The organism is Propionibacterium acidifaciens, from assembly GCF_003798325.1.
GTDB classification, from domain to species: Bacteria; Actinomycetota; Actinomycetes; order Propionibacteriales; family Propionibacteriaceae; genus Propionibacterium; species Propionibacterium acidifaciens.
Map to the genome: position 1 here is coordinate 1,225,772 of NZ_CP033719.1, position 25,920 is coordinate 1,251,691.

Sequence of the window (25,920 nt, forward strand, 5' to 3'; positions counted from 1 at the left end):
GGTCAGCTCGCGGAGTCCTGCTGGGCGAGTTTCGCCTTGGCCGCGGCGAAGCGGGCGATCGGGACGCGGTACGGCGAGCAGGACACGTAGTCCAGTCCGATCGTCTGGAAGAAGGCGATCGAGTCGGGGTCGCCGCCGTGCTCGCCGCAGACGCCGGTGCTGAGCGACGGGTTCACCGAGCGGCCCTTCTCGACGCCCATCCGCACCAGCTGGCCGACGCCGTCGACGTCGACGGTGGCGAACGGATCGCGCTTGACGACGCCGGAGCTCTCGTACCAGCCGAGGAAGCCGTTCTCGGCGTCGTCGCGGCTGATGCCCAGCGTCGTCTGCGTGAGGTCGTTCGTGCCGAAACTGAAGAAGTCGGCGTACTGGGCGATCTGGTCGGCGCACAGGGCCGCGCGGGGCAGCTCGATCATGGTGCCGACCTTGTAGTCGAGCTGCTTGCCGGCCTTGGCGAGCTCGTCGTCGACCGCCGCCACGACGATCTCGCGCTGGGTCTTCAGCTCCTGCTGCAGGTGGACCAGCGGGATCATGATCTGCAATTGCACCGTCTCGCCCTCGCGCTCGAAGACGGCCAGGGCGGCGCGGACGACGGCGCGGGCCTGCATGTCGGGGATCTGCGGGTAGAGCATGCCGAGGCGGCAGCCGCGGGTGCCGAGCATCGGGTTCTGCTCGTGCAGCTTCTTCACCTGGGCCAGGGTCGTGCGCTCGGCGGCGAGCTCGCCCGGGTCGGCGCCGGTGAGCTCGAGCTCCTGCACCGTGAGGGCCTGGGTGACCAGGTCGGGCATGAACTCGTGCAGCGGCGGGTCGAGCAGCCGGACGGTGACCGGCAGGCCCTTCATCTCGGTGAAGATCGCCTCGAAGTCGGCCTGCTGCATCGGCAGGATCTTGTCGAGGGCGCTGCGGCGCTCCTCGTCGTTGGTGGCGAGGATCATCTCGTGCATGGCCGGCAGGCGGTGCTCGCCGAAGAACATGTGCTCGGTGCGGCACAGGCCGATGCCCTCGGCGCCCAGCTCACGGGCCTTGGCGGCGTCGGGGCCGTTGTCGGCGTTGGCCTCCACACCGAGGTCGCGGATCTCGTCGGCCCAGCCGACGACCTTCTGGAAGTCCTCGCCCAGGCGCGGCGGGATGAGCGCGAGAGGCCCGTTGAAGACCTCGCCGGTCGAGCCGTTGACGGTGATCTGGTCGCCCTCGTGGATGACGACGTCGCCGATCGTGACGGTCTTGGCGTCGGGGTTGATCTTGATCGTCGTGGCGCCGGCGACGCAGGGCTTGCCGAAGCCGCGGGCGACGACGGCCGCGTGGCTCGTCATGCCGCCGTGGGCGGTGAGCACGCCCTGGGACTGGAGCACGCCGTGGATGTCGTCGGGGGTCGTCTCGAAGCGGATGAGGATGACGGGCTCGCCGGCGGCGCCCTTCTCGGCGGCCGTGTCGGCGTCGAAGACGGCCGCGCCGACGCCGGCGCCGGGGCTGGCGGGCAGGCCGGTGACCACCGGGGCGGCCGAGTGGTTCGGGTCGATGGCCGGGTGCAGGAGCTGGTCGAGCTGCTCGGGCTCGATGCGGCGCACGGCCTCCTCCTTGTCGATGAGGCCCTCGTCGACGAGGTCGGCGGCGACCTTCAGCGCGGCGGCGGCGGTGCGCTTGCCGTTGCGGGTCTGCAGCATGTAGAGCTTGCCGTTCTCGATGGTGAACTCCATGTCCTGCATGTCGCGGTAGTGGGTCTCCATCGTGCGCATCGTCTTGATGAGCTGGTCGTAGGCCTCGGGCAGCACGTCGCGCAGCTCGGACAGCGGACGCGGGGTGCGGATGCCGGCCACGACGTCCTCGCCCTGGGCGTTGGTGAGGAACTCGCCGTAGAGGGCCTTCTCGCCGGTGGACGGGTTGCGGGTGAAGCAGACGCCGGTGCCGCTCGTGTCGCCGCGGTTGCCGAAGACCATCTGCATGACGTTGACGGCGGTGCCGAGGTCGTCGGGGATGTGGTTGGCCTTGCGGTAGACCTGCGCGCGCGGGTTCTGCCAGCTGCGGAAGACGGCCTCGACGGCGCGGAACAGCTGCTCGCGCGGGTCGTTCGTCCAGTTGCCGCCCAACTCCTCGTTGGAGATGCGCTTGAACTCGGCGGTGAGCTCCTTGAGGTCGGCCGCGCTCAGGTCGGTGTCGGACTCGGCGCCCTTGGCCCGCTTCATGGCGGTCAGCGCGTCCTCGTAGACGTGGGAGCTGAGGCCCTCGACGACCTCGCCGTACATCTGGATGAAGCGGCGGTAGCAGTCCCATGCGAAGCGCTCGTTGCCGGACTCGGCGGCGATCGCGTCGACCGACTCGTCGGAGATGCCGAGGTTGAGGATCGTGTCCATCATGCCGGGCATCGAGACGACGGCGCCGGAGCGGACGGAGACCAGCAGCGGCTTGGTGGAGGCGCCGAGCACGCGACCGGCGCGCTGCTCGAAGCGGGTGAGGGCGTCGGCGATCTGCCCGCGCAGGCCCTCGGGCCATTCACCGTTGTTGTTCATGGTCTCGATGCAGGCCTGGGTGGTGACGGTGAAGCCGTCGGGGACCGGAACACCGAGACGGGTCATCTCGGCGACGCCGGCGCCCTTGCCGCCCAGGAGCGGTTTCATCGAAGCGTCGCCCTCGGACAGGTCGTAGATGTACTTTTCGCTCACTGCGCAATCTCCTTCGACGTGCATCTGCTGTGACATGCGTCTGCGTGGGTGGGGAGGAAACCCCGACAGGGCAACTCTAGGCCCTGATGCGGGTTCGGGCCACGAGCCCGTCCGGCCGGGACGTCGGCCCCCGGGGCGCCGGCGGCTCAGGGCGCCAGCTTCATCGACCCGGCCGGACGGCGCAGATGGGCGCCGGCGCGGCGGGCGCGCTCCTCGACGATCTCGATGACGCGGGCGGCGGCCTCCTCGAGGGCGAGCCCGGTCGTGTCGATGACCGGGCAGCCGAGGGAGCGCTGGACCCGCCCGACCTCGTCGAGTTCGTCGTAGATGCTCAGCAGGTCGGAGTAGCCGTCCTTCTGCCCGAAGCCGCCCAGGCCCTTCACCCGTCGGGTGCGGATCTGGAGGAGGCGCTCGGCGTCGATCGTCAGGCCGACGATGCGCCAGCGGTCGATGGTGCGCAGCTGGGCGGGCGGGGTGATGCCCGGCACGATCGGCACGTTGACCGTCTTGTAGCCGGCGTAGCCGAGGTAGATGGACAGCGGCGTCTTGCCGGAGCGGGAGGCCCCGACGAGGCAGATGTCGCACTCGCGCAGCGAATCGGGCATGACGCCGTCGTCGTTGCGCACGGCGAACTCCATGGCCGAGATGCGGTCGAAGTAGTCGGCCTCGACGCCGACCGGGCGCATCGGCACCTCGTCGGCGTCGGTGCCCGCCGCGGCGGCCAGGGCGTCGAGGGCGTCGCCCATGAGGTCGGCGCAGGGGATGGCCTTGTCGGTGCAGAACCGGGCGACCATGCCGCGCAGCTCGCCGTTGACGAGCGTGTAGAAGACGGCGCGTCCGGCCTGGCCACGCTCCGGGTCGACCGAGGCGCTGATGGCGTCGAAGACCTCGAGCATCTGCTCGGCGTTGTGGACGCGGGCGTGGCGGACGATCTGGAACTCGCGGGAGGGGAACTGCATGCGCGCCGCCCGGGCCAGGCGCGCCGCGGTCTCGCCCGAGGAGTCGGCGATGACGTGGATCTCCAGTGCTGCGGCCATGCGGGAAGTCTACGGTTGTGGGGCCACCGGGCCGGTCCGGGCGTCATCGCCGGCCGCCCGGACCCGTATGACTGCTCCGGCCGGGCAGCCAGCACATGGACGCCGGCAGCCGGTGGGCCCGGCGACCCTAGACTCGTGCCCATGGCGGTTTTCGAGCAGCACACGACCCTCAGCACGCAGTACCCCTTCGCCTACGCGCCGGTCTTCAACGCCGCGCACCAGGCGATCGAGGGCCTGCGGTACAAGCTCGTGGCGTCCGACCCGGACCGCGGGACCATCAGGTTCTCCACCGGCATGAGCCTCGCCTCCTGGGGCGAGAGCCTCGAGGCGCGGATCGCCCCGGTCGACCCCCAGCAGAGCGCCACAGCGGTCCAGCTGACCTCCAGCGGCGCCCTGCCGACGCTCATCGGGCAGGGCCGGCGCAACCGCAAGGTCATCAACCGCTTCTTCGAGGAGCTCGGCCGGGTGCTGACCGGTCAGGCGGGTGCGCCGGCGCAGGGCTGAGGGGTGCGGGCCCGACGACCTTGACTCATCTTGTGGGCCTCATGTTGCATGACAGCCCACAGCCATGTAGCATCACTGTCATCAACACGGACCCCTCTCACGCATCACCGGTTGTCACCACCGATGCGCGATGGGTTCGTTTTCACGTCCTGCGATTAGATTCTGGACGCCACGATGAAGTACGACAAACCCCACCTGAGCTATGACCAGCAGCTCGCCCTGATGCGCGATCGTGGTCTCGCCGTCGCAGATCATCCCCGCGCCATCCAGGGCCTCAAACGCATCGGATACTACCGCTTGTCCGGCTACACTTTCCCCCTGCGGACCCTCGAAGAGAATCCGCAACAGGCCAAGGGGAAGCAGCAGAAGCGAGGCGAGACCTTCATCGAGGGAGCTTCTTTCGAAGACGCCGTCGCACTGCATGATTTCGACCACAGGCTTCGAGGAATTCTCTTGGACGGGCTCCAGCAACTCGAGGTGGGCCTGAGGGTCAAGATCGGTTACACCTTGGGGAAACGGGGCGCCTTGGCCCACCTCGATGAGTCTGAGCTCGACCCAACAGCCCAGAATCCTCATCGCCGGAAGAGGAACAAGTCGCGGTACGAGGTGTGGCGTGAAGAATATGACTCTCTCCAAGAGAAGGCGAAGAACGGGAAACAAGAATTCGTCATGCACTTCACCGAATGCTATGACGACGAAGTGCCGATCTGGGCAGCAGTCGGTTTCATGACGATGGGATGCCTCATTTCCTTGTACAATTTGCTCAACAAGAAGGACAGGAGGACCATTGCGCGGTCACTCGGAGTCAAAAATTCAAACGTGCTCGTGGGGTGGCTGAACCCGCTCAACATCTTGAGAAATCAGTGCGCTCACGGCAATCGAGTGTGGAATCGCCCGATACCCTTCCAAGCCGACAAGCTCAATCTGGAGATGCTGACGAACCCAGCACTGCTGAGACATCTGGCAATCTCACCGAAAGCACCCGTGGACCATCGGGTGTATTTCCACGCTGCAACCACCGCTTATCTTCTTCGCGAGCTCACCCCGGACTCGACGTGGCCGCAGGACTTCGTCGCAGTCATGCGGACCTTCCCCTCCTCAGTGAGCGAGAAGTTTCCCCTCTCCCCCGTGGCCTCGATGGGGTTCATCGAGGGCTGGGAGCACGAGAAGCTCTGGAAGCCCGCCCAGAACAGGATTCGGCACCGCTGAAACACCCCACGACGGCCCTGCGCAAACCAGTCAGTCCTCGTTACACGCACGCTTCAGGAGTGCACGCCTGGAGGGCTGCGCAAGACCCATGAGGACCTCGATCTCCATCCCCGCACTTCAGGAGGGTTATTCAAAACAGCGCGTCGTCAAGGACGAATACCTATGGCCGGCATGAAACGAAACCGTATTTTCCGTGGATTTCCTGTGCTGTTTCGGATATGATTGAGGCATGCAGGTTGAGGTCACCCCGGAAGAAACAGCCGTCCTGATCAGGTGGAAGAAGCGTTCCGACGATCATGTGCTGGTTCGGATGAAAGCAGAAGCGATCCTGTATGCCTCCGAAGGAGTCAGTATCAGCATCATTGCGAAAATGGTTGAGCGCACGGAGCGGACCGTGCAGGAATGGCTGGCCGAGTGGCGGGCCACCAGGATGTGCTCGGTCCTGACCGACCATGCCGGGAACCAGAACGCGGCGAAATTCACCCGCGCTCAGAAGGAAGAACTCAAGGCCATCTTGGCCCAGCCGCCCTCCCGGTCTGGTGTTCACGCCGAGTTCTGGGACGTCCCGGCGATACGTGAGGTCGTGAAGATCCTGTTCGACGTCGAGTACCAGGCGGACTCCTCGTACCAGCTGCTCCTGCGCCTGTGCGGGCTGAGTTTCAAGCTGCCCGACCCGTTCGACAAGCACCGCAACGAGAAAGCCATCACCCGGCGCATGGCCGAGGTGAAGACCCAAGTCAAGGCCCTGTTGGACCAGGGCTGGGAGGTCTACACGGCGGACGAGGTCCGCTTGGAGCACGAGGCCGAGACTCGCCGGATGTGGCTCCCGAAAGGGCAGCGCACCAAGCTGTCCGTGGACCGGAAGAAGACGTCCCAGTCGTTCTTCGGTGCGCTCTCCCTGACCAGCAAGAAGGTCAAGTTGTACCCGATCGAGGGGAACCAGAACACTGAGCAGACGATCCTCGCCCTGGACCGACTTCAACGCGAAACCGAGACAGAGAAGATCGCGGCCGTCCTGGACAACGCCCGCTTCCACCACGCGAAAGCGTTGACCGATCTCTACGAGCCGGGCCAGCTGTTGGAGCGCATCACACCGATTCATCTGCCGCCGTACGCGCCCGACCACAATCCGGTCGAGCATGTCTGGAACGCGGCCAAAAGCAACATCGCGAACATCCAGCGCGAGACCCCAGAAGAAACCTTCGGCGCATTCGCCTCATACGTCACCGGCCGAACATTCGACTACGACTTCGAACACCTCCCACCCCGCAAAACCAGAAACGATTTTGTTTCATGACGGCCATAGCCAGAGCCGGGTTTGTCAAGAGTTTTGAATAAGCCTCATGATGTCCGGAGCGAATCGTTCGCCGGGGCGGTCGCGCCTACTGAAGTCGAAGACGATCTCTCATGACGGCCCCACCCACCAGACCCGTTCCCACCTCACTTTTTCGTTAACACCTCAGACATATCCCGGGTGCGAACACAAACGCGAGGTGGGAACACGAATGCGAGGCGGGAACACAAACGCGAGGTGAGGGGCGGGGACCGGTGCTTTCTCGCTGGTGCCGTCAGACGGTCATGCGCGGTGCGGCCAGTGCCGGATCGGAGCAGGGACTGGTAGCGACCCTGCCAGTAGGTGGTCCACTGGGAGGGGGGTCGGTCGCGGACGCCAGGTACGTCCGCCCGGGGAAGGTGCGCGCGTGGGTGTTGCGCCCGCCGTCTGCGGCTGGTTCGGCCTGACCGGGTTGAGGCGTCGGCGTGCCGGGTTCGCCTGGGCGCCGCCCCTTGGGCGCGGGCCGGCTGGTGCGGGCCGGGTCTGGTCGGGTTCTGCGAGGCCGGCCGGTTGCGGGGTTTTCCACAGGCCTTTCGGTGGCGGGGGTGGGTATGCGACGATGATGGCGTCGTGTACTTCCCACCCCCTGTGGAGGTCGTTCCGTGAGTCGGCGATGGTGCCGGGCCGTGGTCCTGGGTGTGTTCTGCGTGGTGGTCGTGGTGCCGGCGTGCGGCCGGCAGGGGTCTGCCGACCCGACGGCGCCGGCGTCGTCGGCGCTGGTGTCGTCCGCGTCGGCGTCGTTGTCGCAGGACGAGTTGTACGCGGAGGCCGAGCGGGTCTACCGGGCGTATTTCGAGTTGGAGCAGCAGGCTTTTCTCGAGGGCGGGGTCAATGGTGTTCCCGTCGAGATGAACCAGTACATCATGGGAAAGTACTCGCTGATGTTCAGTGGTGCTTTGGCGCAGATGGCGAAGAACGGTTGGCGAATGAAACCCGGAACTCGCGAACAGATAGCTTCTCTCAAATGGGCGCCAGAGATAACCCGCGAAGATTCGCTGGCGACATTGCAAGTGTGCATTGACTCCAATGACAGCCCTCTGATTGATTCGAGTGGCACCGTTATCGGCGGAGGACTGAATCTCAATTCAATGTTCTTCAAATATGACACTGATGGAGACCTTAAAATATATGGCGGGAACGGTGAAGGGGTTGACTCATGCGAGATTTACTGAGGATAGGATTAAGCGTCATCGTGCTTGGCGTCGGTTTCACCGCAACTCCAACGGGGGCTCGGGGATGCAGTGTTGGCGACCCGTCCTGCTCGAGTGAAACAATGGACTGGTTCAATGAGAACATGTCGATGTCTGATTCTGGTTCTGATTATTCGGTGTCGGTGTCGGATGCTTATCGGTCTGCCGGTGATGCCGCCGGCGCTGGTGGCGGGTTCGTTCCAGCGGTCTCCGAGGGGCCGGGCGGGCAGTGGGCCCCGGCGGCGGCCGGGGACTGGGCCCCCGCCGGCTCCGGGGGCGGGGGTGGCGGGGTTGATCCTGTCGAGGAATGTCGCCGACTCGTGGCCGATCCCGACCCGACTGTCACGACCAGCTGCCTCTACGCGGTCTCCCGCACCACCGACCCGGACACCCCAGCAGGTAGCGCCCCGGCCGCAGGCCCGGCCGTGGACCCCGCCGAGGCCGCCCGCCGGGCGATCGCCACGCTCACCCTGACCGAACCGGGCCTTCTCCTCGACCCCGACCCCGCCACCAACGAATGGGGCGCCACCGCAGTGGGATTCCACACCTGGTTCCACGCCCCCGACCCCGGCGTCCTCCACACCAGCGTCACAGCCGACGGCCTGACCATCGACATCACCGCCACACCCGGCATCCTCACCGTGGACACCGGCGACGGCCGCCGACAGGCCTGCCACCATACAGTTCCGTACCGCAACCCGGACGGAGTCAACGCCCCATCCCCGTACTGCGGACACACCTGGGAACACACCGGCGAGTACACGGTCACCGCGACCCGTACCTGGAACGTCTCATGGACCGCCGCCGGCCGATCCGGGACCGACACCGTGACCCGACCCGCCGGCACTCGTGCCATCACAGTGATCGAACTCGTCTCCGTCCTCACCGAACCAGACCCATGACAGCATGGGTTGTCCAAAACCAGCGCACTGCCAAGGGAAAACACCAGGCCGGAATCAGATTCGCCAAGAGCCTTGAATGAGCTTCCCGGGGGTGCGGGGGCGTGCGCGGGGGCTCCGCGCACTCTTTTCCGGCCAAGGGACTTCATCGGCGCCTCGAGACCTGTTCACAGCGTCTTCAAGGCTTGTTCGCGGGAACCTGTTCACGGAGGCTCAGCGAGAGACGCAACCCATAGCCATGACCTGGAGGGTTATTCAAAATCCTGATTTGAGGGGTTGGTTCTTTTGCCTGTTCCGCGGTTGCGGGTGTGTCTTGGTGGAAGGTGAGGACCTGTCACTGGGACAATTGGATCATCGAACACGCCAATACTCCCAGAACAGGTCCTCGCATGGACCGTGCAACAGGCCTGCCGGCCGAAGCAATCGCAGTCCTCTACCAGACCCTCGTCCACAATTACCCCCGTCCCCAGCAGACCACTGGGCGGCCACCGGCACTGAGCCAGAAAGAAGAGATCAGGGTCACTGGCCTACCTGCGGCGCGACCGCGCCCGAGCCGAACTGGCCGAGTCGTTCGGGGCCGGTCGGGCCTCGACCTGCCGGGCCATCCGCCGGTGGACGGCCCGTCTTGTCGAGGTCCTCGAGGACTTCGTGCCCACCGCAGACGACCTGGACCAGGCCCGGGCCCTGATCGTGGACGGCACTCTCGTGCCGTGCTGGGACTGGAAGCACGAGCCGGGCCTGTACTCGGGCAAGCACCACCGGGCCGGGCCGGGCCTCCAGGTCGCCTGCACCCTGGCCGGAAGACTCGTCTGGGTGTCCGACCCGGCCCCCGGATCGACCCACGACGCGAAAGCCCTTCAACTGACCGGTCTCCTCGACAATTTCCCGGACACGCCGCCACTGGGCGACGAGGGCTGCATCGGGCCGGGCATGACAACCCCGATACGGAAACCACCAGGGGGCGAACCCGTGGACCGGCAGAAGCAATACAACAAGATCATCAGTTCGTCACGGGCCCCGATCGAACGAGCAATCGCCCAACTCAAGACCCGGCGGACACTCCACACCGGCTACCGCAGACCCCTCCACACCTTCCCGCAAACCATCACAGCAGTCACCGCACTCCAATTCCCCAAGAATAGTTTTGAATAACCATCCAGGTGTTTCCGTTGGTTGTGGCAAGGTTTTACATGAGCCTCAGCGTCTCTCGGAGAACAGCTTCGACAAAAGCTGTTATGCAGTGAAGCCGCCGGAGAGATCAACGAAGTGCCGGTTACCGAACCCGTAGTCGAGCATCCTGCGCCGGTGCATCTGGTGGACGGCGACCCCTGGCGCCACACCTAGCCGTTTGGCAGTCTTGGCGATGTCCTGATCTCGTGTGAGCCCCCTGAATGGTTTCATCCCGGACTCGCCGAACAGGACGTCCAGGGCGAACGCATTGGCCGCCTTTTCCGCAGCGGTGTTGCGCTTCTTTTCGTTGCTGTACTCCAGATGCATCTCGCCGCGGGGGTCCTCGAGGACGTGACCGAGCTCATGGAACAGGGTCCAGACGACGAAACCATCCTTGCACCGCCTGCCGGTCTGCTGAATGACGGGCACGCGCTTGTCGATCCACCGGGTTATGCCGAACAGCGGGAACTTCTTGGGAGGCTCGACCACCAGGAAGACCACACCGACGTCGGCGAGCAGGTCAGCCATGTCCTTGAGCATCGTGGCGTCGGGAGTCGCTGCCCGCTCGCGCAGCCGTGGGAGGGCCGCGCGGAGCCTGTCCGGATTGTAATCGTAATCACGACCGCATTCGAAGGCTTCCGTGAGCTCCGCAGCCCGAAGCCAAGCCGTCATGACCGTCCTTTCGAGCCGTGCACCGGATTCCCGTAGCGCAGCCAGCGCGTAGTCACCCGTCGAGGCTGTCTCGTACAGCTGCTCATACGCCCCCCATGTCCCGCAACGATGGAAGGCCAGAAAATCGGACACAAGCCTGCCCGGCGTGCGTCTCGTAGCCTTCGTCGCTCCGATTTCGCGGAGATAGGCGGCGGCGTTGGGGGCGATCTCACCAACGTGCGTCGCAAGATCCTCCTGGTCTGCGATCCGCGCCACGTCAGCACGATAAGCCGCTTCATATCGTAGCCACGAATCCACCGGAATACCCGTGAGCCGTTCCAGACGGACCGCGGTATCACTGGTGACCGGTGCACGCCCATTGACAATCTCGTTGACCTGCTTGCGACTGCACCCCACGAGCTCGGCGACACGCTGCTGGGACAGGTCCTGCTCGTCGATCCATTCCCCCAGGTACTCGCCCGGAGCAACGGCGTAATTCGTTGTTGCTGTCATGGCGACCCTCCTCAGTGGTAGTCAGCAATATCGACGACTGTCACGACCACCGCGTCCTGCTGGTTCTGACCCTCCGGCCTGATCAGCAGACGGTAGTTGGCGCTGAGCCGGCCGGCCCACAGGCCTTCCAGGTCGGCCCTGAGCGGATGCCACTTCCCGAGCGGATCGTGTGTCGGTAACTCCCCGACGTTCTCCGTCTCCAAGGCCTTGATCCGCAGCCGAAGACGATCGGCGATGTCGCTGCGCTTCCTTCGCATCTCGCGTTCATCCGTGTACAGCTTCTCAAGCCTCCTGCCCTCATACCGAACCTTCAAGAACTGTCACTGATCTCGTTACATCTCAACGTCGGCGCCCAGGTTACCACTCCCGCACGACACTGCAAATCGTTCCTGCTGGCTCCACCTGCCACGGGACTCAGTACCTCACCCGCTCGTACACGGATGGTTCGAGGACGCGCAACCGGTCCTCGACGCTGCGGGCGAGCAGGGGCTCGTCCAGCCGCAGGCCGAGCTCGATGGTGCGCCGTCCGGCGCTCTCACCCACGGGGGTCCCCGAAGAAGGCGAGCCCGGCCCACTCGCCGGGCAGTGGCACGACGAAACGGCGGTCGAGGAAGCGGTTGGCCCGCTCGCAGGGGGTCTCCGAGGCCATGACGCAGCAGTGGCAGGCGGCGCCGTGCAGGAAGTCCTCGGGGTCCTCGGGCACCCGCCGGGCGCACACCGGGTCGGACGAGCAGCGCATGAGCCCGCGCAGGGCGGCGTCGAGAATCTCCCCCAGCCGCGATGGGTCGCTCAGCGCCACCAGACCACCGAGCGTGCCGTCGGAGTCGGAGGCGGTCGTCGTGATGAGCAGGCCCGCCGCCGCGGGCCGGTCCTCTGCCTCCGGCCAGGCGTAGAGGCGTTCGCTGAGGCTGGCGGCCCCGTAGCCGGAGTGCATGATCCTATCGGAAGGGTCCGACATCACGGCGCAAGCTCAAGCGTGGCGCGGTCAACGCGGAGCATGTCGAAGGTGTCGACGCACGGGACACCGAGGGCCGCTCAGGCATCGGGGATCTTCACTCGCTTGCGCGAACCATTCCCCGTTTTCTCGTGGGTGACGACTGTACAGGAATGCGCACTCGCATGAGCGACGAGCATGAAGTCGGCTGCATCTGCGGCAAAAGCATTGAGCGCGTCGTCCGTGAGATTCTGAGATCGAGCCCATCCAGACAGCCCCGGGAAGACCTGTGCAGTCCTGTCATCCAAGGGAAAGAAAAAATCGCGATGGTCTCGCGCCCAATCAGAAAGCTCATCTTTTCCTTGGAGCAGTTCCTCTCGAATCCCCTCGATGCTGCACACGACGTCCCTACTGCAAGCTTTCTCCAACCAGTACCAGAAGCCAGGGGCGATGTCGAAGGAGTAGTAGCGGTTCTTCGCCTCGATGAGGACGTTGGCGTCGACGATGAACATCATGCGACTTTCAGCTCTTCGGCGAGGCCCTCGAAGGTCGCGTGCTTCTTCGTGCCGAGCAGCTGGTAGGCCTCCCGGTAGCTGGTGGATCCTTCGCGAGTGCTGGAGATGACGGCCTTGGCGAACTGACGGCTCAGTCGCAGAGGCTGGGTTCTGTAGTAGTTGCCCCCGCCGCTGTCCCCGTTCTTGTCGTCGACGAGGCGCATGACCCGCCCGTGCTCGGCCCGGTAGCGTTCGGTGTACTCGTCCCAGGTCAGGAAGCCGGCGTCGAAGATGCGCTTGAGCACGACCAAGGTGCTGATCTTGTAGCGCTTCGCCAAGCGGTCGAGTTCCTCAACGGTCATCTGCCTGCCGTAATCAGAGCGAAGGTCATCGAGCGGGAGAAGAACCTCGGCTGCCACGCTGTTGCACCACTGCTCCTCGGTTTCGCTCTCCCGGGAGTCCATGGCTGCCTCCGACAGTGCGCTGCGTCCGAGCCAGATGTGCGCCAGCTCGTGAACGAGGGTGAACAGCTGCGCTGCCTTCGTGTCAGCGCCGTTGACGAAGACCAGAGGCGCCAGCGGACCGAAGAGCGCGAACCCGCGGAACTCCGCCGGGTCGAGCCTGCGGTGCGTGTCGGCACCCACCACCCCGTTGACCATGACGAGGACGCCGATGTTCTCAATGCGGTCGATCAGGCCACGCCGAGCCTCCCCTTTGTCGGGGAACGCCTGACGCTCCTCAACACCGAAGTCGAGCCTTCCAGCGATGTCTAGGGCAACCTGGGTTGGCGGTGCGTCAAGCGTCGCGGACCCGACGAATTTGAGCCGCTCTGCCCCGTTGTCGGACGCATAATCGTGGTACCAGTTCTGGCGCCTCTAGCACAGGTAGATCGTGTCGAGAAGGTCCACCGAGGGGCGAGAGACCCCGGCGTTGCCGATGGTGCGCATGTCCGGGATTGGCACCGGTTCGTCCGGGGGTTCCGACAGGAACAGGCTTCCGAACGGCGCATGGGTGGCGGTGGCGAACTTCTTGAGCTGCTTGAGGGTCGGGCGCTTCTCGCCCGTCAGCCAACTGCCCAGCTGCGGGGCGCGCCTTGCCGCCGTCGTCTCGTCCCAGCCGGCCCGCTCGACCGCCCAGCGGAGCAGCGCCGGAGCGACATCGACATGGACGACCACCAGACACCTCCTGTTCCGGCGGGCTCGGGATGCTCTGGGCCCGGCGCGAACGTTCACCGCACCGAGAGCCGCACCCTTTCAATGGTTCCATCGCTTCCAATGGTTCCGCTGCCACCTCTGCCTCCAAGTCAAGCATCACTTCTCGTAGCCGCACCTGGGAACTCGCCCAACGGACAACACCGGGCCCGTCCGGCCAGCACACGACCCCCTGCGCGAGCCGGACGCCGCAGCCCGGGCGTCCCCCGCCTCGACTTGACCGTCAATCCCTCATAAGCCGGGTGGCATGCCACCGCCCGAACCCGATGCCGCTCGGATCCAGCGCTGGTGCGACAACCGGGTCCCGGCCCCGTTCCGCAGTCGGGTGCGCGTCGTGGCCGAGGTCGCCGACCGGCGCGTCACGACCAGCCAGTCGCGGCCGCCCTGGGACGGCGAGGGCGACTGGATCTCCACGCCCGTCGCGCGGTTCCGCTGTACCAGGGCCACCGGACTGTGGAGCCTGTACTGGGCCGACCGGAATTCGCGCTTCCACGAGTACGACCGGTTCCAGCCGACCCGGGCGGTGCAAGGGCGTCCTCGACGTCCTCGACACCTGCCAGGACCCGATCCTCTGGGGCTGACCCGGCCCCGCCTCACCCCGCCCCGGTGCGCAGCCAGCGGCCCGTCCGGGCGCGCAGGGTGAGCGTCAGGGCGCGGGCGGCGAGGAAACCGGCGTAGGCCGTCCACAGCCAGACCAGCCCGGCCGGCCCGCCGGTGCACCAGTGGGCGACGGCCGCGAGCATCGGCAGGTGGCAGGCCGCGACGAACAGGCCGGCCAGCGCCAGGTAGCGGGTGTCGCCGGCGCCGATGAGCACCCCGTCGAGCACGAAGACGAGCGCGGCCAGCGGCATGATCGCGGCGAGCACGACGAAGGAGTGCATGACGAGTCGCTGCACGGCGGCGTCGGAGGTGAACAGCCGCGCGAGCCAGGGCCGCACGGCGACGAGGACCAGACCGAGGACGGCGGCCTGCACGCAGCCCCAGCCGAGGGCGCGCGCCATGACGGTCCGCGCCCCGGCCGTCCCGCCCGCGCCGAGCCGGTGCCCGATGAGGGCCTGGCAGGCGATGGCCAGCGAGTCGAGGGCGAAGGTGAGGAAGGAGTACAGCGAGTTCGTCACCTGGTGGGCGGCCAGCGTCAGCGAGCCGAGCCCGGTGGCGACGACGGTCGTCGCCGTGAGCGAGAACCACAGGGTGGCGGTGCGCAGCACCAGCCAGCCGCCGGCCGAGGCCGCCGCGCCCATGCCGCGCGGGCTCGGGCGCAGCCCCAGGCCGAGCCCCCGGCAGCGGCGGACGATGACCGCCACGAGCACGATGCACGACAACCCCTGGGCGGCGGCCGTGGCGGTCGCCGAGCCGGCGATGCCCAGGCCGAGGCCGTTGATGAGCAGGGCGTCCAGGCCGATGTTCGTCACATTGACGCCGATCGCCACGGCCATCGGCGTCCGGGTGTCCTGCAGGCCGCGCAGCAGCCCGGTCGAGGCGAGCACGACGAGTTGGAAGGGCAGCCCGGCCGCGACGATCCGCAGATAGGTGACGGCCGCGGCGGCGACGTCGGAGGCCGGCCCGTACCAGCCGACGACCGTCGGGGCGAGCCAGGCGAGCAGTGCCGCGAGGACGACGCCGAGCGTCCCGCCCAGGGCCATGCCGTCTCGTCCGGCCTCGTAGGCGGCCCGGTCGCGCCCGGCACCGAGGCGATGGGCGACGACGCTGGTCGTCGAGTAGGCCAGGAAGACGCACAGGCCCGTGATGACGCCCAGCACGTTGCCTCCCAGCCCCAGCCCGGCCAGCGGCACGGCGCCGACGTGCCCGATGAAGGCGGTGTCGGCCATGACGAGCAGCGGCTCGGAGACGAGCGTGGCGAAGGTGGGCAGGGCCAGCGACAGCAGGTCACGGTCGGTTCTCGTCCACAGGGCCACGGACAGGCAGGCTACCCGGCCGCGACGCAGACGGAGGCGCCCCCCGGGCGCGCGGGCGCACGTTCGCAGCACGCCGGGATCCAGTTCGGCTCCACGAGACACCCGCGGGCGCGCGGACGCACGGCCGCCGCCGGCGGTAGCCTCGCCCGTGCCCTGAAGACGCCCGCGGGCGCGCGGACGCACGCCGAGCTCCGGGGCTGGAGGGACGACCGCGTCGGAGGCGTCCCCCGGGCGCGCGGGCGCACGAGCCGCTCGACATCGAACACGGCCGCAGCCGGAGACGGCAGACGGACCGGAGACGGCAGACGGAGACGCCCACGACCGGCGGCCCCACCTGCCCCCTGACGCGGCCCGGGGCGACGTCGGCCTCATCGGCGTCACGGGCCCGCTGCACCTCATCCGGGCCGCACGGGGGTGAAACACAATCGTTACAAATATCTTGACGTCAAGACATGAGATGGCTTCTCAACCGGCGTGCGCTGGTGCCATATTCGGTGGTGTCACCGGCGAGGAGCCGGACATCCGAAAGCGACAAGGAGCCACGCCAATGCGCGAAGCCGTTCAGTCCATCTACGACGGGGTCCTGGACCGCAACCCCGGCCAGCCCGAGTTCCACCAGGCGGTCAAGGAGGTCTTCGAGAGCATCGAGCCCGCGCTCGAGCGCAAGCCCGAGTACCTCGACGCCGCGATCCTCGAGCGGGTCACCGAGCCCGACCGCCAGATCATGTTCCGCGTGCCGTGGGTCGACGACTCCGGCAAGGTCCAGGTCAACCGCGGTTTCCGCATCGAGTTCAGCTCGGCGCTCGGCCCCTACAAGGGCGGCCTGCGGTTCCGCGAGAACGTCAACCTCTCCATCATCAAGTTCCTCGGCTTCGAGCAGATCTTCAAGAACTCCCTCACCGGCCTGGCCATGGGCGGCGGCAAGGGCGGCTCCGACTTCGACCCGCACGGCAGGTCGGACGCCGAGGTCATGCGCTTCTGCCAGTCCTTCATGACCGAGCTGTACCGCCACATCGGCCTCAACACCGACGTCCCCGCCGGCGACATCGGCGTGGGCGGCCGCGAGATCGGCTACCTGTTCGGCCAGTACAAGCGCATCACCAACCGCTTCGACGCGGGCGTCCTCACCGGCAAGGGACTCGACTGGGGCGGCTCGCTCGCCCGCACCGAGGCCACCGGTTTCGGCACCGTCTACTTCGCCGACCGCATGCTCGGCACGAAGAACGACTCCTTCGACGGCAAGCGCGTCGTCGTGTCGGGCTCGGGCAATGTGGCCATCTACGCCATCGCGAAGGCCCAGGAGCTCGGCGCCACCGTCGTGGCCTGCTCCGACTCCTCCGGCCTGGTCGTCGACGAGAAGGGCATCGACGTCGCCCTCCTCCAGTCCGTCAAGGAACAGCGCCGCGAGCGCATCAGCACCTACGCCGACGAGCGCGCCTCCGCCACCTTCACGCCCGCCGGCAAGGGCGGCATCTGGCAGATCAAGGCCGACATCGCCCTGCCCTGCGCCACCCAGAACGAGCTGAACCTGGACGACGCCAAGGCCCTCATCGCCAACGGCGTCCAGGTCGTCGCCGAGGGCGCCAACATGCCCTGCACCCCCGAGGCCTTCCACGCCTTCCAGTCCGCCGGCGTCCTCTACGCCCCCGGCAAGGCCTCCAACGCCGGCGGCGTCGCCACCAGCGGTCTCGAGATGCAGCAGAACGCCGCCCGCGAATCGTGGACCTTCGAGAAGACCGACGCCGAGCTGCACGCGATCATGGACAACATCCATGACACCTGCCGGGCGACGGCCGAGGAGTACGGCCATCCCGGCGACTACGTCGTCGGCGCGAACATCGCCGGCTTCACCAAGGTCGCCGACGCCATGCTCGACTTCGGCCTGGTCTGATCGGCGCCCGCGCAACCGTTCCGACAGGAGGCGGCCGTCCACCGGGCGGCCGCCTCCTGCGTCGTGCCGCCGCCGGACGCCCTCGCGGCCCCGAACGCGGCCGACAGCCCCGACCCGCGGATGACGCACGGACAACCGCTCGCACCGCAGTTCCGGAACACCACCGTGCCGCTCGCGGCCCCGCAGGACGGATAAATTTGCCCCCATGGATCCTGTCGAGCGCCTCATCGCCGCCGAATCGCCCGAGCGCGCCGAGCACGTGCTCGTCGTCAACGCCCCGGGCCTCGCCGAGGCGGCGCGGCGGGCCGCGCCGCGGGTGAGCCTGTGGTGCGACGACCGCCGCGATGCCGGCACGGTGCCGACCGGGCTGCTGCTCGAGGACTTCGACGAGTCGTCGCTGGCCGGCGTCGATCTCGTGTGGCTGCGCCTGCCCAAGGCCCTGTCGGCCCTCGACGACGACGCCGAACGCATCGCCGCATGGGCCGACCCGCGGGTACGGGTCGTCTCGGCCGGCCGTCAGAGGGCCATGACGCACTCGATGAACGACGTGCTCGGACGCCATTTCGACACGGTCTCGGCCTCCCCCGGCGTCGCGAAGTGCCGGGCCCTGCGCGCCTCGGGGCCGCGGAGGCGCCGCCTGCGCTGGCCACGCGAGCGCACCCACCCCGAGCTGGGCATCGGCGTCATCGCGCACGGCGAGGTCTTCGCCACGAACCGGGTGGACGACGGCACCCGCCTGCTCGCCGAGCTGTGCCCCGACATCCACGGCGACGAGCTGCTCGACCTGGGCTGCGGCTCGGGCGTCCTGGCCACCCTGCTGGCCCGCGCCAACCCGGGCGCACGGGTCCGCGCCGTCGACGTGAGCCGCGCCGCCGTCGCCTCGACGCTGCTGACGGCCGAGGCCAACGGCGTGGCCGTGGAGGCGCACTGGGCCGCCGCGCTGCACGACTGGCCCCCGGAGTGCCTCGACGTCATCGTCACCAACCCGCCCTTCCACCGCGGCATCGCCAAGGACTCCGAACCGGCCCTGGCCATGTTCGACGACGCCGCCCGCCTGCTGCGCCCCGGCGGGCGGATGTGGTGCGTCCACAACTCGCACCTGCCCTGGCGCAGGCGGCTGGCCGAGAAGGTCGGCCCGACGGTCGTCGTCCGGCAGAACCCCTTCTACACGGTCACCCGCTCGGTCGCCCGCTGAGAACCGTCCATGCTCCGGGGAGCGGTCGCCCTCGCGGCGGACCTCCGCCCCGCGGCGACCGCCGGGGCCGCGCCGCCCGGTCCCCGACGCGACGACGTCCCGGACCCCGGACTTCGGGACTCCCCGTCGCGCCCGGATCGCCGTTATCGTGCGCCCGTGACCGGGTCGAGGAACTGGAAGAAGCGGTGGCTGCCGAATCAGCACGGCGCCTGGGCGATGCTCGTCGTCCCGTTCGTCGTCGGCGCCCTGACCCGCCAGCGCGCGACCGGCCTGCCCCTGTGGTGGATCCCGCTGGCCGTCCTGTGGATCGTCGGCTACTGCCTGTTCGCGCAGACCGTCACCTGGATCAAGACGCCGGCCCGGCGCCGTGCGGGCCTGCGCACCCCGATCCTCACCTACCTCGCCGTCTGCGCGGCGAGCGGACTGGCAATCCTGGCACTGCACGGGCTCTGCCTGGCCGTCTGGCTCGTCGGCTTCGTGCCCCTCGTCGTCGTGGCGCTCGCGCTCGTGCGCAACCACGAGGAGCGCTCGGTCACCTCGGGCATGACGACCGTCGCCGCGGCCTGCCTCATGTTCTACGTGCTGCGCTGCGGCGGCTGGCCGCCGCTCGCCCCGGGCCTGCACGACGGCCTGACCGGCCTGCTGCTGTACGGCTACTTCGCCGGGACGGTCCTCCACGTGAAGTCCCTCATCCGGGAGCGGAACAACCCGGCCGCCGCCCGCAACTCGGTTCTCTGGCACGCGGCCTGGTTCGCCGCTGCCGTCGTCCTGTGCGGGCCCTGGCTCGGCACCGGCTCACCGTGGTGGATCGTCTTCTTCGCAGTGGCCCTGGCGCGCACGACGGCCATGAAGCGGCTCCAGGACAACGGCCTCCCCTTCCGACCGGGGACGCTGGGGGTCGTCGAGATCGTCCTCAGCGCAGCGGCCATCGCCTGCGGGCTGACCTGAGGAGCCGCCCGGCCCACCGGCCGCGGGGGGACGTCACGGCCCCGGACGTCTGGAAGGCCCGCCCCGCAAGTCGGAGAGGAGCGCGTCGGCGGGGCATCCCATGCCCCCGGACGTCACGCCCCACTCGCCCCGTGTCGCCGGGGCCCTGAGCCGCGAAAGGTCGCGGACGCCCGAGGGCCTGCACGAGTCCCCTCTCATGCCATCCGGCCGAGCGCTCCGCCTGACATTGCCCGGCCCCGGCGCAGGCCCCGGCCCCGCGTTCCTGCACTCCGTCCGCGGGAGCGCACACCGGATCCGCTCCCCACCCGCCCCGCCGGGCCTGCACGTCATCCCGCGGAAACCACCGGACGGGTCGGACGGTCGACTCTGGCCGGACAGCCGATTACGGTGGTGGCATGACCGCAGTTCCCGCACCGATGCTCAGACTCAGCAACGCCGTCAACGGCGTCGTCGAGATCCCGCAGTTCGGCTTCGGCACCTACAGGGTGCCGCCCGAGGAGGCCGAGCGTGTCGTCTCCGAGGCGCTCGAGGCCGGCTACCGCCACATCGACACCGCCCAGATGTACGGCAACGAGGCCGGCGTGGGCCGCGCGCTCGCCGCCAGCGGCATCGACCGCGACGAGCTGTTCGTCACGAGCAAGCTCGACAACGGCAACCACGGCCACGACGACGCCCTGCGCTCCCTCGACCGAAGCCTCACGGAGCTGGGCCTGGAGCGCCTCGACCTCTTCCTCGTCCACTGGCCGATGGCCGCGGTGACGAACATCGTCGAGACCTGGCGCACAATGATCGAGATCCTCCAGTCCGGCCGAGTCCGGGCGATCGGCGTCTCGAACCACCAGGCCGAGCACCTGCGCGAGATCACCGACGCCACCGGCATCGCCCCGGCCGTCAACCAGATCGAGATCAGCCCCTACCTCACCCAGGAGCCGCTGCGGGCCCTGCACGCCCAGATGGGCATCGTCACCGAGGCCTGGTCGCCGCTGGCCCGCGGCAAGGTCGCCTGCGACCCGACGATCCTGGCGATCGGCGCCGAGCTGGGCCGCACGGCCTCCCAGGTCGTCCTGCGCTGGCACATCCAGCGCGGCGACGTCGTCTTCCCCAAGTCGATGCACCGCGAGCGCATCGTCGAGAACGCGCAGCTGTTCGACTTCGCGCTCTCGCCAGCCCAGATGGACGCGGTGAGCGCCCTCGACCGCGGCGAGCGCCAGGGAAGCCACCCCGACATGGTGCAGTGGACGGAGCGCCCCTGAGACCGAGCGCCTCACGAGCAGGGCGCCCCTGACCCGCCCGTCCGGGAGCCGCCCCGGGATGACGGCACGCGGGCACGGCTCGCGCAGCCCCGGACCCGCCCGTCTGGAGGCCGCAGGGCGATCTGCCGACCGGTCTCGCCGGCAACTACCCCGGGCTCGCCCGTCCGGGAGCCGAAGCAGCCGGGTGGGGATGCCGGTGTTGGCGAGCCATCCGGACCTGTCCGTCTGGGAGCCGCAGGAAGTCGAGGCTCAGGCGGTTCCGCTTCCGCAACCCGAACCCGCCCACCAGGCCGGATCCGCCCACCCAGGGCCCGCCAAGGGTGGGCGGACCGGTGGGCGCGGGGCCCGCGGTGGCGAGCACGCTGGCCGGCTGGCCCGCGCGCGGTCGGGCCGATGGGCGCGGGCCCCGCTAGCCTTGGTCGCATGCCGCGCTTCGAACCCTTCCACGCACTCCGTTACGCCCCGCAGACCGACCTCGACGCCGTCATCGCGCCGCCCTACGACGTGCTGAGCGACGCCGATGTCGAGGCTTTGAAGGCCCGCGACCCGCACAACATCGCCTGGGTCGACGACCCTCGCGGCGACGACGACCGCTACGAGCGGGCCGCCGCCACCCTGCGGCGGTGGCTCGCCGAGGGCGTCATGGTGCCCGACGAGCGGCCCAGCTTCACGATCTACCGGATGGCCTTCACCGACGCCACGGGCGCCGACCGCGTCATCTCCGGCGTGCTCGGCGGCCTGGAGGTCGTCGACGAGGGCGCAGGCGGCGTGCTCCCCCATGAGCGCACGACGAAGAAGGCGGTCACCGACCGCCTCGACCTGACCCGGGCCACCGCCACGAACGGTTCGCCCGTGTGGGGGCTGTCGCCGGCCCCGGGGCTCACGGAGGCCCTCCGGGAGCCGGCCGAGCCGGTCGGCGGGATCGTCGTCGACGGCGTCCGTCACACCGTCGAGCGCGTCACCGATCCGCGGCGCATCGCCGCGATCAGCGCGATCATCGGCTCCGACGACGTCCTCATCGCCGACGGCCACCACCGCTACACGATCTCGCGCAGCTACCGCGACGAGGTCCGAGCCGCCACCGGCCGCACCGACACCGACGCCGAGCTGACGCTGACCTTCGTCAACGAGCTCGTGGACGACCAGCTGTCGATCGAGGCCATCCACCGCCTGCTCGACGGCGTCGCCTGGGACGACCTGGTCGCCGCGCTGGAGCGCTTCTTCACCCTCGAGCCCCTCGACGGGGAGCCGACCCCGGCCACCCTGGCCGCCATGGTCGCGCAGGGCCGCCTCGTGCTCCTGCCCCCCGACGGTCGGGCGAGCTGGCTCATCGCCCGGCCGGGCGCCTTCGCCGGCGTCCGCGCCCTCGACGGCGCCTGGCTCGAGCGGGCCCTGGACGGCACCGGCGTCGTCCTCGGCTACCAGCACGGCCTGGACGAGATGCGCAGGGTCGTCAAGGATCACGCCGCCGGCATCCTCATCCGCCCGACGGGCCTCGACGAGATCATGCGCACCGCCCGCGAGGGCCTGCTCATGCCGCCGAAGTCGACCTTCTTCACCCCGAAGCTGCGCACCGGCTTCGTCATGCGCCCCACCGCCTCGCTGAGCTGAGCGGCGAGTGGCCGCGCCGGGCCGACGTCGTCGCGCGGGTCCTCCGCCCTGCCGCTCATCGCGACGGTCCGTCACGATAAGGTCAAGGCGACGGCCAGTGCGCCATCGGGCGTGCGCGGCCACGGACCAGGAGAGGAACTATGACTGACCGCATTGCCAACGCACAGCTGCGCGGCAAGGTGATGAGCGCGGACGAGGCAGCCGCCCTCATCCCGGCCGGAGCCCAGATCGGCTTCGGCGGATTCACCGGATCCGGTTACCCCAAGGAGCTCCCGAAGGCTCTCGCCGCCCGTATCAAGGCTGCGCACGAGGCCGGCGAGGACTTCACCGTGAACGCGTTCACCGGCGCCTCCACCGCCCCCGAGCTCGACGGCGTGCTCGCCGAGGTCGACGGCATGGGCTGGCGCATGCCGTACCAGTCCGATCCGACCCTTCGCAAGAAGATCAACGACGGCACGATCCGCTACACCGACATCCACCTGTCGCACTCGGCCCAGCTCGTGGCCGAGGGCTTCTGCGGCAGGCTCGACTTCGCCGCCGTCGAGGCCACCCGCATCACCGAGGATGGCAGCATCGTCCCGACCTCCTCGGTGGGCAACAACAAGACCTACCTCGACATGGCCGAGAAGGTCATCATCGAGGTCAACTCCTGGCAGTCCCTCGAGCTGGAGGGCATGCACGACGTGTGGAACGGCTACCTCACGCCGCCCAACCGCCCCGCCATCCCGATCACGAACCCCGGCGACCGCATCGGCGACGCCTTCCTGACGCTCGACCCGGGCAAGGTCGTCGCGGTCATCGAGACCGAGGACCCCGACCGCAACTCGCCGTTCAAGCCGATCGACGACGACTCGCGCGCCATCGCCGGATATCTGCTCGACTTCTACGCCAACGAGGTCGAGCACGGCCGCATGCCGAAGAACCTGCTGCCGCTCCAGTCGGGCGTGGGCAACATCCCGAACGCGGTGCTCGACGGCCTGCTGAAGTCCGATCTCGAGAACCTCACCAGCTACACCGAGGTCATCCAGGACGGCATGGTCGACCTCATCGACGCCGGCAAGCTGACCGTCGCCTCCGCCACGGCCTTCTCGCTGAGCCCCGAGTACGCGCACAAGATGAACGAGGGTGCGGAGAAGTACCGCAGGTCCATCGTCCTGCGCCCGCAGGAGATCTCGAACCACCCGGAGGTCATCCGCCGTCTCGGCGTGCTGAGCTGCAACGGCATGATCGAGGCCGACATCTACGGCAATGTGAACTCCACCCACGTGTGCGGCACCCGGATGATGAACGGCATCGGGGGCTCGGGCGACTTCACGCGCAACGCCTACATCTCGGCGTTCGTCTCCCCGTCGACCGCCAAGAACGGCGCCATCTCGGCGATCGTCCCGATGGCCAGCCACGTCGACCACACCGAGCACGACGTCATGGTCATCATCACCGAGCAGGGCCTCGCCGATCTGCGCGGCCTGGCCCCCCGCCAGCGGGCCCGGAAGATCATCGAGAACTGCGCCCACCCGGACTACCGGGCGCAGCTGACCGAGTACTACGAGGCCGCGCTGGCGTCCTCGAAGGCCAAGCACACGCCGCACGACTTGGCGCACAGCTTCGACTTCCACCGCAGCTTCCTCGAGAACGGCACGATGAGGCTGAGCTGACGTCCTCGGCAGTACGAGGGGGACCGCCCGTCGGGTGGTCCCCCTCGTACTGCCGACGGCCGCCGCCGGCGCAGTCCGTCCGCCGTGCCCGGCGGTGGCATAGGCTGGGCGAGGGCCGCGGCCCGACCGGCCCGTCAGACGAGAAGCAGACGAGGTGAGCCCCGAGCGATGAGTTCCGACCAGAGCAGCCCGGACGCGCGGACGGACGAGTGGGCCCACTCCCCCGCACCGGCCGCCCCCGCCCCGGCGCCCGACGGCACGAACGAACCGCAGGGCATCGGGCTGGCCCCCGACCATCGTGTCGAGACGCTGCCCCCGTTGGAGGAGATGCACCACGGCGTGCCCGTGTCGGCCCGCACCGGGGAGCCGCACCGCACGGGTGCGCTCGTCGCGCTCCAGTGCTGCTTCTACGCAGCGGCGGGGGCGAGCGGCCTCGGCTACGCCCTGTACTGGTGGCGCGCCATGCACGTGGCGGGCTTCGACCGCTCGGCGTGGATCGTCGGCTGGCTCGACCCGAGGCCCGGGGGCGCGGGCTCCATCGCCCTCGTCCTGGCGCTGGCGGCGCTCGTCGTCGTGATGGTGGGGGCGCCGTGCGTGGCGGCCTACCAGGCGTGGACGGGCGAGCGGCTCGCGCGGCGGCTGTCGCTCGTCGCGCTGGCGGCCGCGTGCCCGGGCGCGCTGTTCAACCCGCTGGCGTGCGCGGCGATCCCGCTGGCGGCCGCCGGCGCGGTGCTGGCGCGCGCCCGCGGCATGACGGACTACCTCGACGCCTGGGAGGCGCTGCGCGCGCCGGCCCCGAGGAGCGAGGACACCGGCGGGCCCGTCTTCTACGGGCGCCTGCCCCGATTCCAGTGAGAGGGGAGAGCCCGTGGCCGACCAGGTCCGGAACGCGCTCGGACGCATCGCCCGCGACGTGCTGCGCGCATCCCTCGGCGAGGCGGCCCGTGGCCCGCGCAGGTGCCCCGGGCTCGTCCCGGCCCCGCGCGCCGGGCGGACGGGGGTCCACGGGACCGCGGCGCAGCAGGGCCCGCGCCCGACGAAGGGCTACCCCGGCGACTACGACCGCAGGCCCCAGCTGAGCTACGACCCGCACCCCGACCGGATGGCCGATCCCGGCGAGGTCGTGTGGACCTGGGTGCCGTTCGAGGAGGACTACTCGCAGGGCAAGGACCGGCCGGTGCTCATCGTGGGGCGCGACGGCGACTGGCTGCTCGGCCTCATGCTCACCAGCCAGGACCACGACGACCGGGCGGACCGGGAGCACCGCGAGGGCCGCTGGTGGTGCAACATCGGCTCGGGCGACTGGGACTCCCGGCATCGCGACTCCGAGGTGCGCACCGACCGCATCCTCCGCGTCGACCCGGACAACGTACGGCGTCTGGCGGGCAGGCTGGCGAAGGACCGCTTCGACGTCGTCGCCGCCGAGGTGGACAGGCACTGGAACGACTGACGCGCCCCGCCGACGAACCCAGCGGAGGGCGGAGACGGCCGGTGTCGGAGCCCCGGACGGATGCGCTAGAGTGTGGGCCAGCCTCACGGCATCGCGGGCGTAGCTCAATGGTAGAGCGCCAGCTTCCCAAGCTGGACACGCGGGTTCGATTCCCGTCGCCCGCTCCATCCCCTCCAGGGTCCGGGTTCTCCGGGCC

At 68.7% G+C, this 25,920-nt stretch carries 25 protein-coding genes and 1 tRNA gene; 16 read left to right on the forward strand and 10 right to left on the reverse strand.

All coding sequences use genetic code 11. The annotated features are described in order from the left end of the window. Positions 1–2: 2 nt before the first annotated feature. Together ppdK and ppsR are read right to left on the reverse strand one after the other, a co-directional pair. Positions 3–2,615 carry a pyruvate, phosphate dikinase gene (gene ppdK, locus EGX94_RS05210; RefSeq protein ID WP_404825145.1) on the reverse strand — a complete coding sequence of 871 codons (2,613 nt, stop codon included), beginning with the start codon at positions 2,613–2,615 and terminating at the stop codon, positions 3–5. 191 nt (positions 2,616–2,806) lie between these two features. Beyond that, positions 2,807–3,697, reverse strand: coding sequence for a pyruvate, phosphate dikinase/phosphoenolpyruvate synthase regulator (gene ppsR / locus EGX94_RS05215; protein ID WP_021798614.1), 891 nt, complete (start codon positions 3,695–3,697; stop codon positions 2,807–2,809). A gap of 141 nt (positions 3,698–3,838) precedes the next feature. Here ppsR and EGX94_RS05220 point away from each other — a divergent pair, with 141 nt between their 5' ends. From EGX94_RS05220 to EGX94_RS05245, 6 genes are all read left to right on the forward strand, one after another. Then, positions 3,839–4,201, forward strand: a complete 363-nt coding sequence (locus tag EGX94_RS05220; protein ID WP_021798618.1) for a hypothetical protein — start codon at positions 3,839–3,841, stop codon at positions 4,199–4,201. Positions 4,202–4,375: 174 nt separating this feature from the next. Continuing rightward, positions 4,376–5,410 (forward strand): Abi family protein, encoded by a 1,035-nt coding sequence (locus EGX94_RS05225; protein WP_021798611.1) that lies wholly within the window; start codon positions 4,376–4,378, stop codon positions 5,408–5,410. A 229-nt stretch (positions 5,411–5,639) separates the two neighbouring features. Beyond that, a complete protein-coding gene (locus EGX94_RS05230; RefSeq protein WP_021798628.1) occupies positions 5,640–6,707 on the forward strand; it encodes an IS630 family transposase in 1,068 nt (355 codons plus the stop codon). A 662-nt stretch (positions 6,708–7,369) separates the two neighbouring features. Continuing rightward, positions 7,370–7,915 carry a hypothetical protein gene (locus EGX94_RS05235; RefSeq protein WP_043123073.1) on the forward strand — a complete coding sequence of 182 codons (546 nt, stop codon included), beginning with the start codon at positions 7,370–7,372 and terminating at the stop codon, positions 7,913–7,915. A gap of 338 nt (positions 7,916–8,253) precedes the next feature. Continuing rightward, the gene (locus tag EGX94_RS05240) at positions 8,254–8,835 is read left to right on the forward strand and encodes a hypothetical protein (RefSeq protein WP_043123077.1); all 582 of its coding nucleotides are present in this window, start codon (positions 8,254–8,256) and stop codon (positions 8,833–8,835) included. Between the two features lie 645 nt (positions 8,836–9,480). Further along, positions 9,481–9,984 (forward strand): transposase family protein, encoded by a 504-nt coding sequence (locus EGX94_RS05245; RefSeq protein WP_021798619.1) that lies wholly within the window; start codon positions 9,481–9,483, stop codon positions 9,982–9,984. A gap of 81 nt (positions 9,985–10,065) precedes the next feature. Here the strand turns inward: EGX94_RS05245 and EGX94_RS05250 are convergent, their stop codons facing one another. The 7 genes from EGX94_RS05250 to EGX94_RS13715 all read right to left on the reverse strand — a co-directional run bounded on the left by EGX94_RS05250 (position 10,066) and on the right by EGX94_RS13715 (position 13,769). Next, on the reverse strand, positions 10,066–11,166 hold the full coding sequence (locus EGX94_RS05250) for a HigA family addiction module antitoxin (protein WP_021798617.1): 1,101 nt from the start codon (positions 11,164–11,166) through the stop codon (positions 10,066–10,068). Between the two features lie 11 nt (positions 11,167–11,177). Further along, a complete protein-coding gene (locus EGX94_RS05255; RefSeq protein ID WP_021798627.1) occupies positions 11,178–11,423 on the reverse strand; it encodes a plasmid maintenance system killer protein in 246 nt (81 codons plus the stop codon). A 157-nt stretch (positions 11,424–11,580) separates the two neighbouring features. After that, positions 11,581–11,709, reverse strand: coding sequence for a hypothetical protein (locus EGX94_RS14040; RefSeq protein ID WP_021798625.1), 129 nt, complete (start codon positions 11,707–11,709; stop codon positions 11,581–11,583). Further along, the gene (locus tag EGX94_RS05260) at positions 11,702–12,100 is read right to left on the reverse strand and encodes a DUF1998 domain-containing protein (protein ID WP_043123083.1); all 399 of its coding nucleotides are present in this window, start codon (positions 12,098–12,100) and stop codon (positions 11,702–11,704) included. Before EGX94_RS05260 ends, EGX94_RS14040 begins: the two co-directional genes overlap by 8 nt. Positions 12,101–12,201: 101 nt before the next feature. After that, positions 12,202–12,615 carry a DUF4411 family protein gene (locus EGX94_RS05265; RefSeq protein ID WP_021798610.1) on the reverse strand — a complete coding sequence of 138 codons (414 nt, stop codon included), beginning with the start codon at positions 12,613–12,615 and terminating at the stop codon, positions 12,202–12,204. Further along, a complete protein-coding gene (locus EGX94_RS13710) occupies positions 12,612–13,253 on the reverse strand; it encodes an ImmA/IrrE family metallo-endopeptidase (protein ID WP_021798622.1) in 642 nt (213 codons plus the stop codon). Before EGX94_RS13710 ends, EGX94_RS05265 begins: the two co-directional genes overlap by 4 nt. Before the next feature lie 216 nt (positions 13,254–13,469). After that, on the reverse strand, positions 13,470–13,769 hold the full coding sequence (locus EGX94_RS13715) for a hypothetical protein (RefSeq protein ID WP_021798609.1): 300 nt from the start codon (positions 13,767–13,769) through the stop codon (positions 13,470–13,472). Positions 13,770–14,052: 283 nt separating this feature from the next. On the opposite strand from EGX94_RS13715, the gene EGX94_RS05275 reads away from it, so the two are divergent. Then, positions 14,053–14,448, forward strand: a complete 396-nt coding sequence (locus EGX94_RS05275; RefSeq protein WP_021798632.1) for a DUF3024 domain-containing protein — start codon at positions 14,053–14,055, stop codon at positions 14,446–14,448. Here the strand turns inward: EGX94_RS05275 and EGX94_RS05280 are convergent. Next, on the reverse strand, positions 14,399–15,721 hold the full coding sequence (locus EGX94_RS05280) for an MATE family efflux transporter (RefSeq protein WP_021798629.1): 1,323 nt from the start codon (positions 15,719–15,721) through the stop codon (positions 14,399–14,401). The two genes, EGX94_RS05275 and EGX94_RS05280, sit on opposite strands and share 50 nt — an antisense overlap. A 547-nt stretch (positions 15,722–16,268) precedes the next feature. Between EGX94_RS05280 and gdhA the strand changes: the two genes are divergently transcribed. The 9 genes from gdhA (at position 16,269) to EGX94_RS05325 (ending at position 25,891) form a co-directional block, all read left to right on the forward strand. Beyond that, positions 16,269–17,612, forward strand: a complete 1,344-nt coding sequence (gene gdhA / locus EGX94_RS05285) for an NADP-specific glutamate dehydrogenase (RefSeq protein WP_021798612.1) — start codon at positions 16,269–16,271, stop codon at positions 17,610–17,612. Between the two features lie 205 nt (positions 17,613–17,817). Then, a complete protein-coding gene (locus EGX94_RS05290; RefSeq protein WP_021798621.1) occupies positions 17,818–18,807 on the forward strand; it encodes a class I SAM-dependent methyltransferase in 990 nt (329 codons plus the stop codon). Positions 18,808–18,963: 156 nt separating this feature from the next. Continuing rightward, positions 18,964–19,755 carry a YwiC-like family protein gene (locus EGX94_RS05295; RefSeq protein ID WP_021798616.1) on the forward strand — a complete coding sequence of 264 codons (792 nt, stop codon included), beginning with the start codon at positions 18,964–18,966 and terminating at the stop codon, positions 19,753–19,755. Between the two features lie 395 nt (positions 19,756–20,150). Further along, complete coding sequence (locus EGX94_RS05300; RefSeq protein WP_021798624.1) at positions 20,151–21,008, forward strand: aldo/keto reductase; 858 nt, start codon at positions 20,151–20,153, stop codon at positions 21,006–21,008. Between the two features lie 423 nt (positions 21,009–21,431). Then, positions 21,432–22,619, forward strand: coding sequence for a DUF1015 family protein (locus EGX94_RS05305; protein WP_021798615.1), 1,188 nt, complete (start codon positions 21,432–21,434; stop codon positions 22,617–22,619). 140 nt (positions 22,620–22,759) lie between these two features. Continuing rightward, complete coding sequence (locus EGX94_RS05310; RefSeq protein WP_021798630.1) at positions 22,760–24,274, forward strand: acetyl-CoA hydrolase/transferase family protein; 1,515 nt, start codon at positions 22,760–22,762, stop codon at positions 24,272–24,274. Between the two features lie 168 nt (positions 24,275–24,442). Beyond that, positions 24,443–25,129: a hypothetical protein gene (locus tag EGX94_RS05315; RefSeq protein WP_123825989.1), complete on the forward strand. Its 687-nt coding sequence runs from the start codon at positions 24,443–24,445 to the stop codon at positions 25,127–25,129. A gap of 13 nt (positions 25,130–25,142) precedes the next feature. Then, the gene (locus EGX94_RS13720; RefSeq protein ID WP_021798037.1) at positions 25,143–25,724 is read left to right on the forward strand and encodes a type II toxin-antitoxin system PemK/MazF family toxin; all 582 of its coding nucleotides are present in this window, start codon (positions 25,143–25,145) and stop codon (positions 25,722–25,724) included. 93 nt (positions 25,725–25,817) lie between these two features. After that, a tRNA-Gly gene (locus EGX94_RS05325) sits at positions 25,818–25,891 on the forward strand. Positions 25,892–25,920 lie beyond the last annotated feature (29 nt).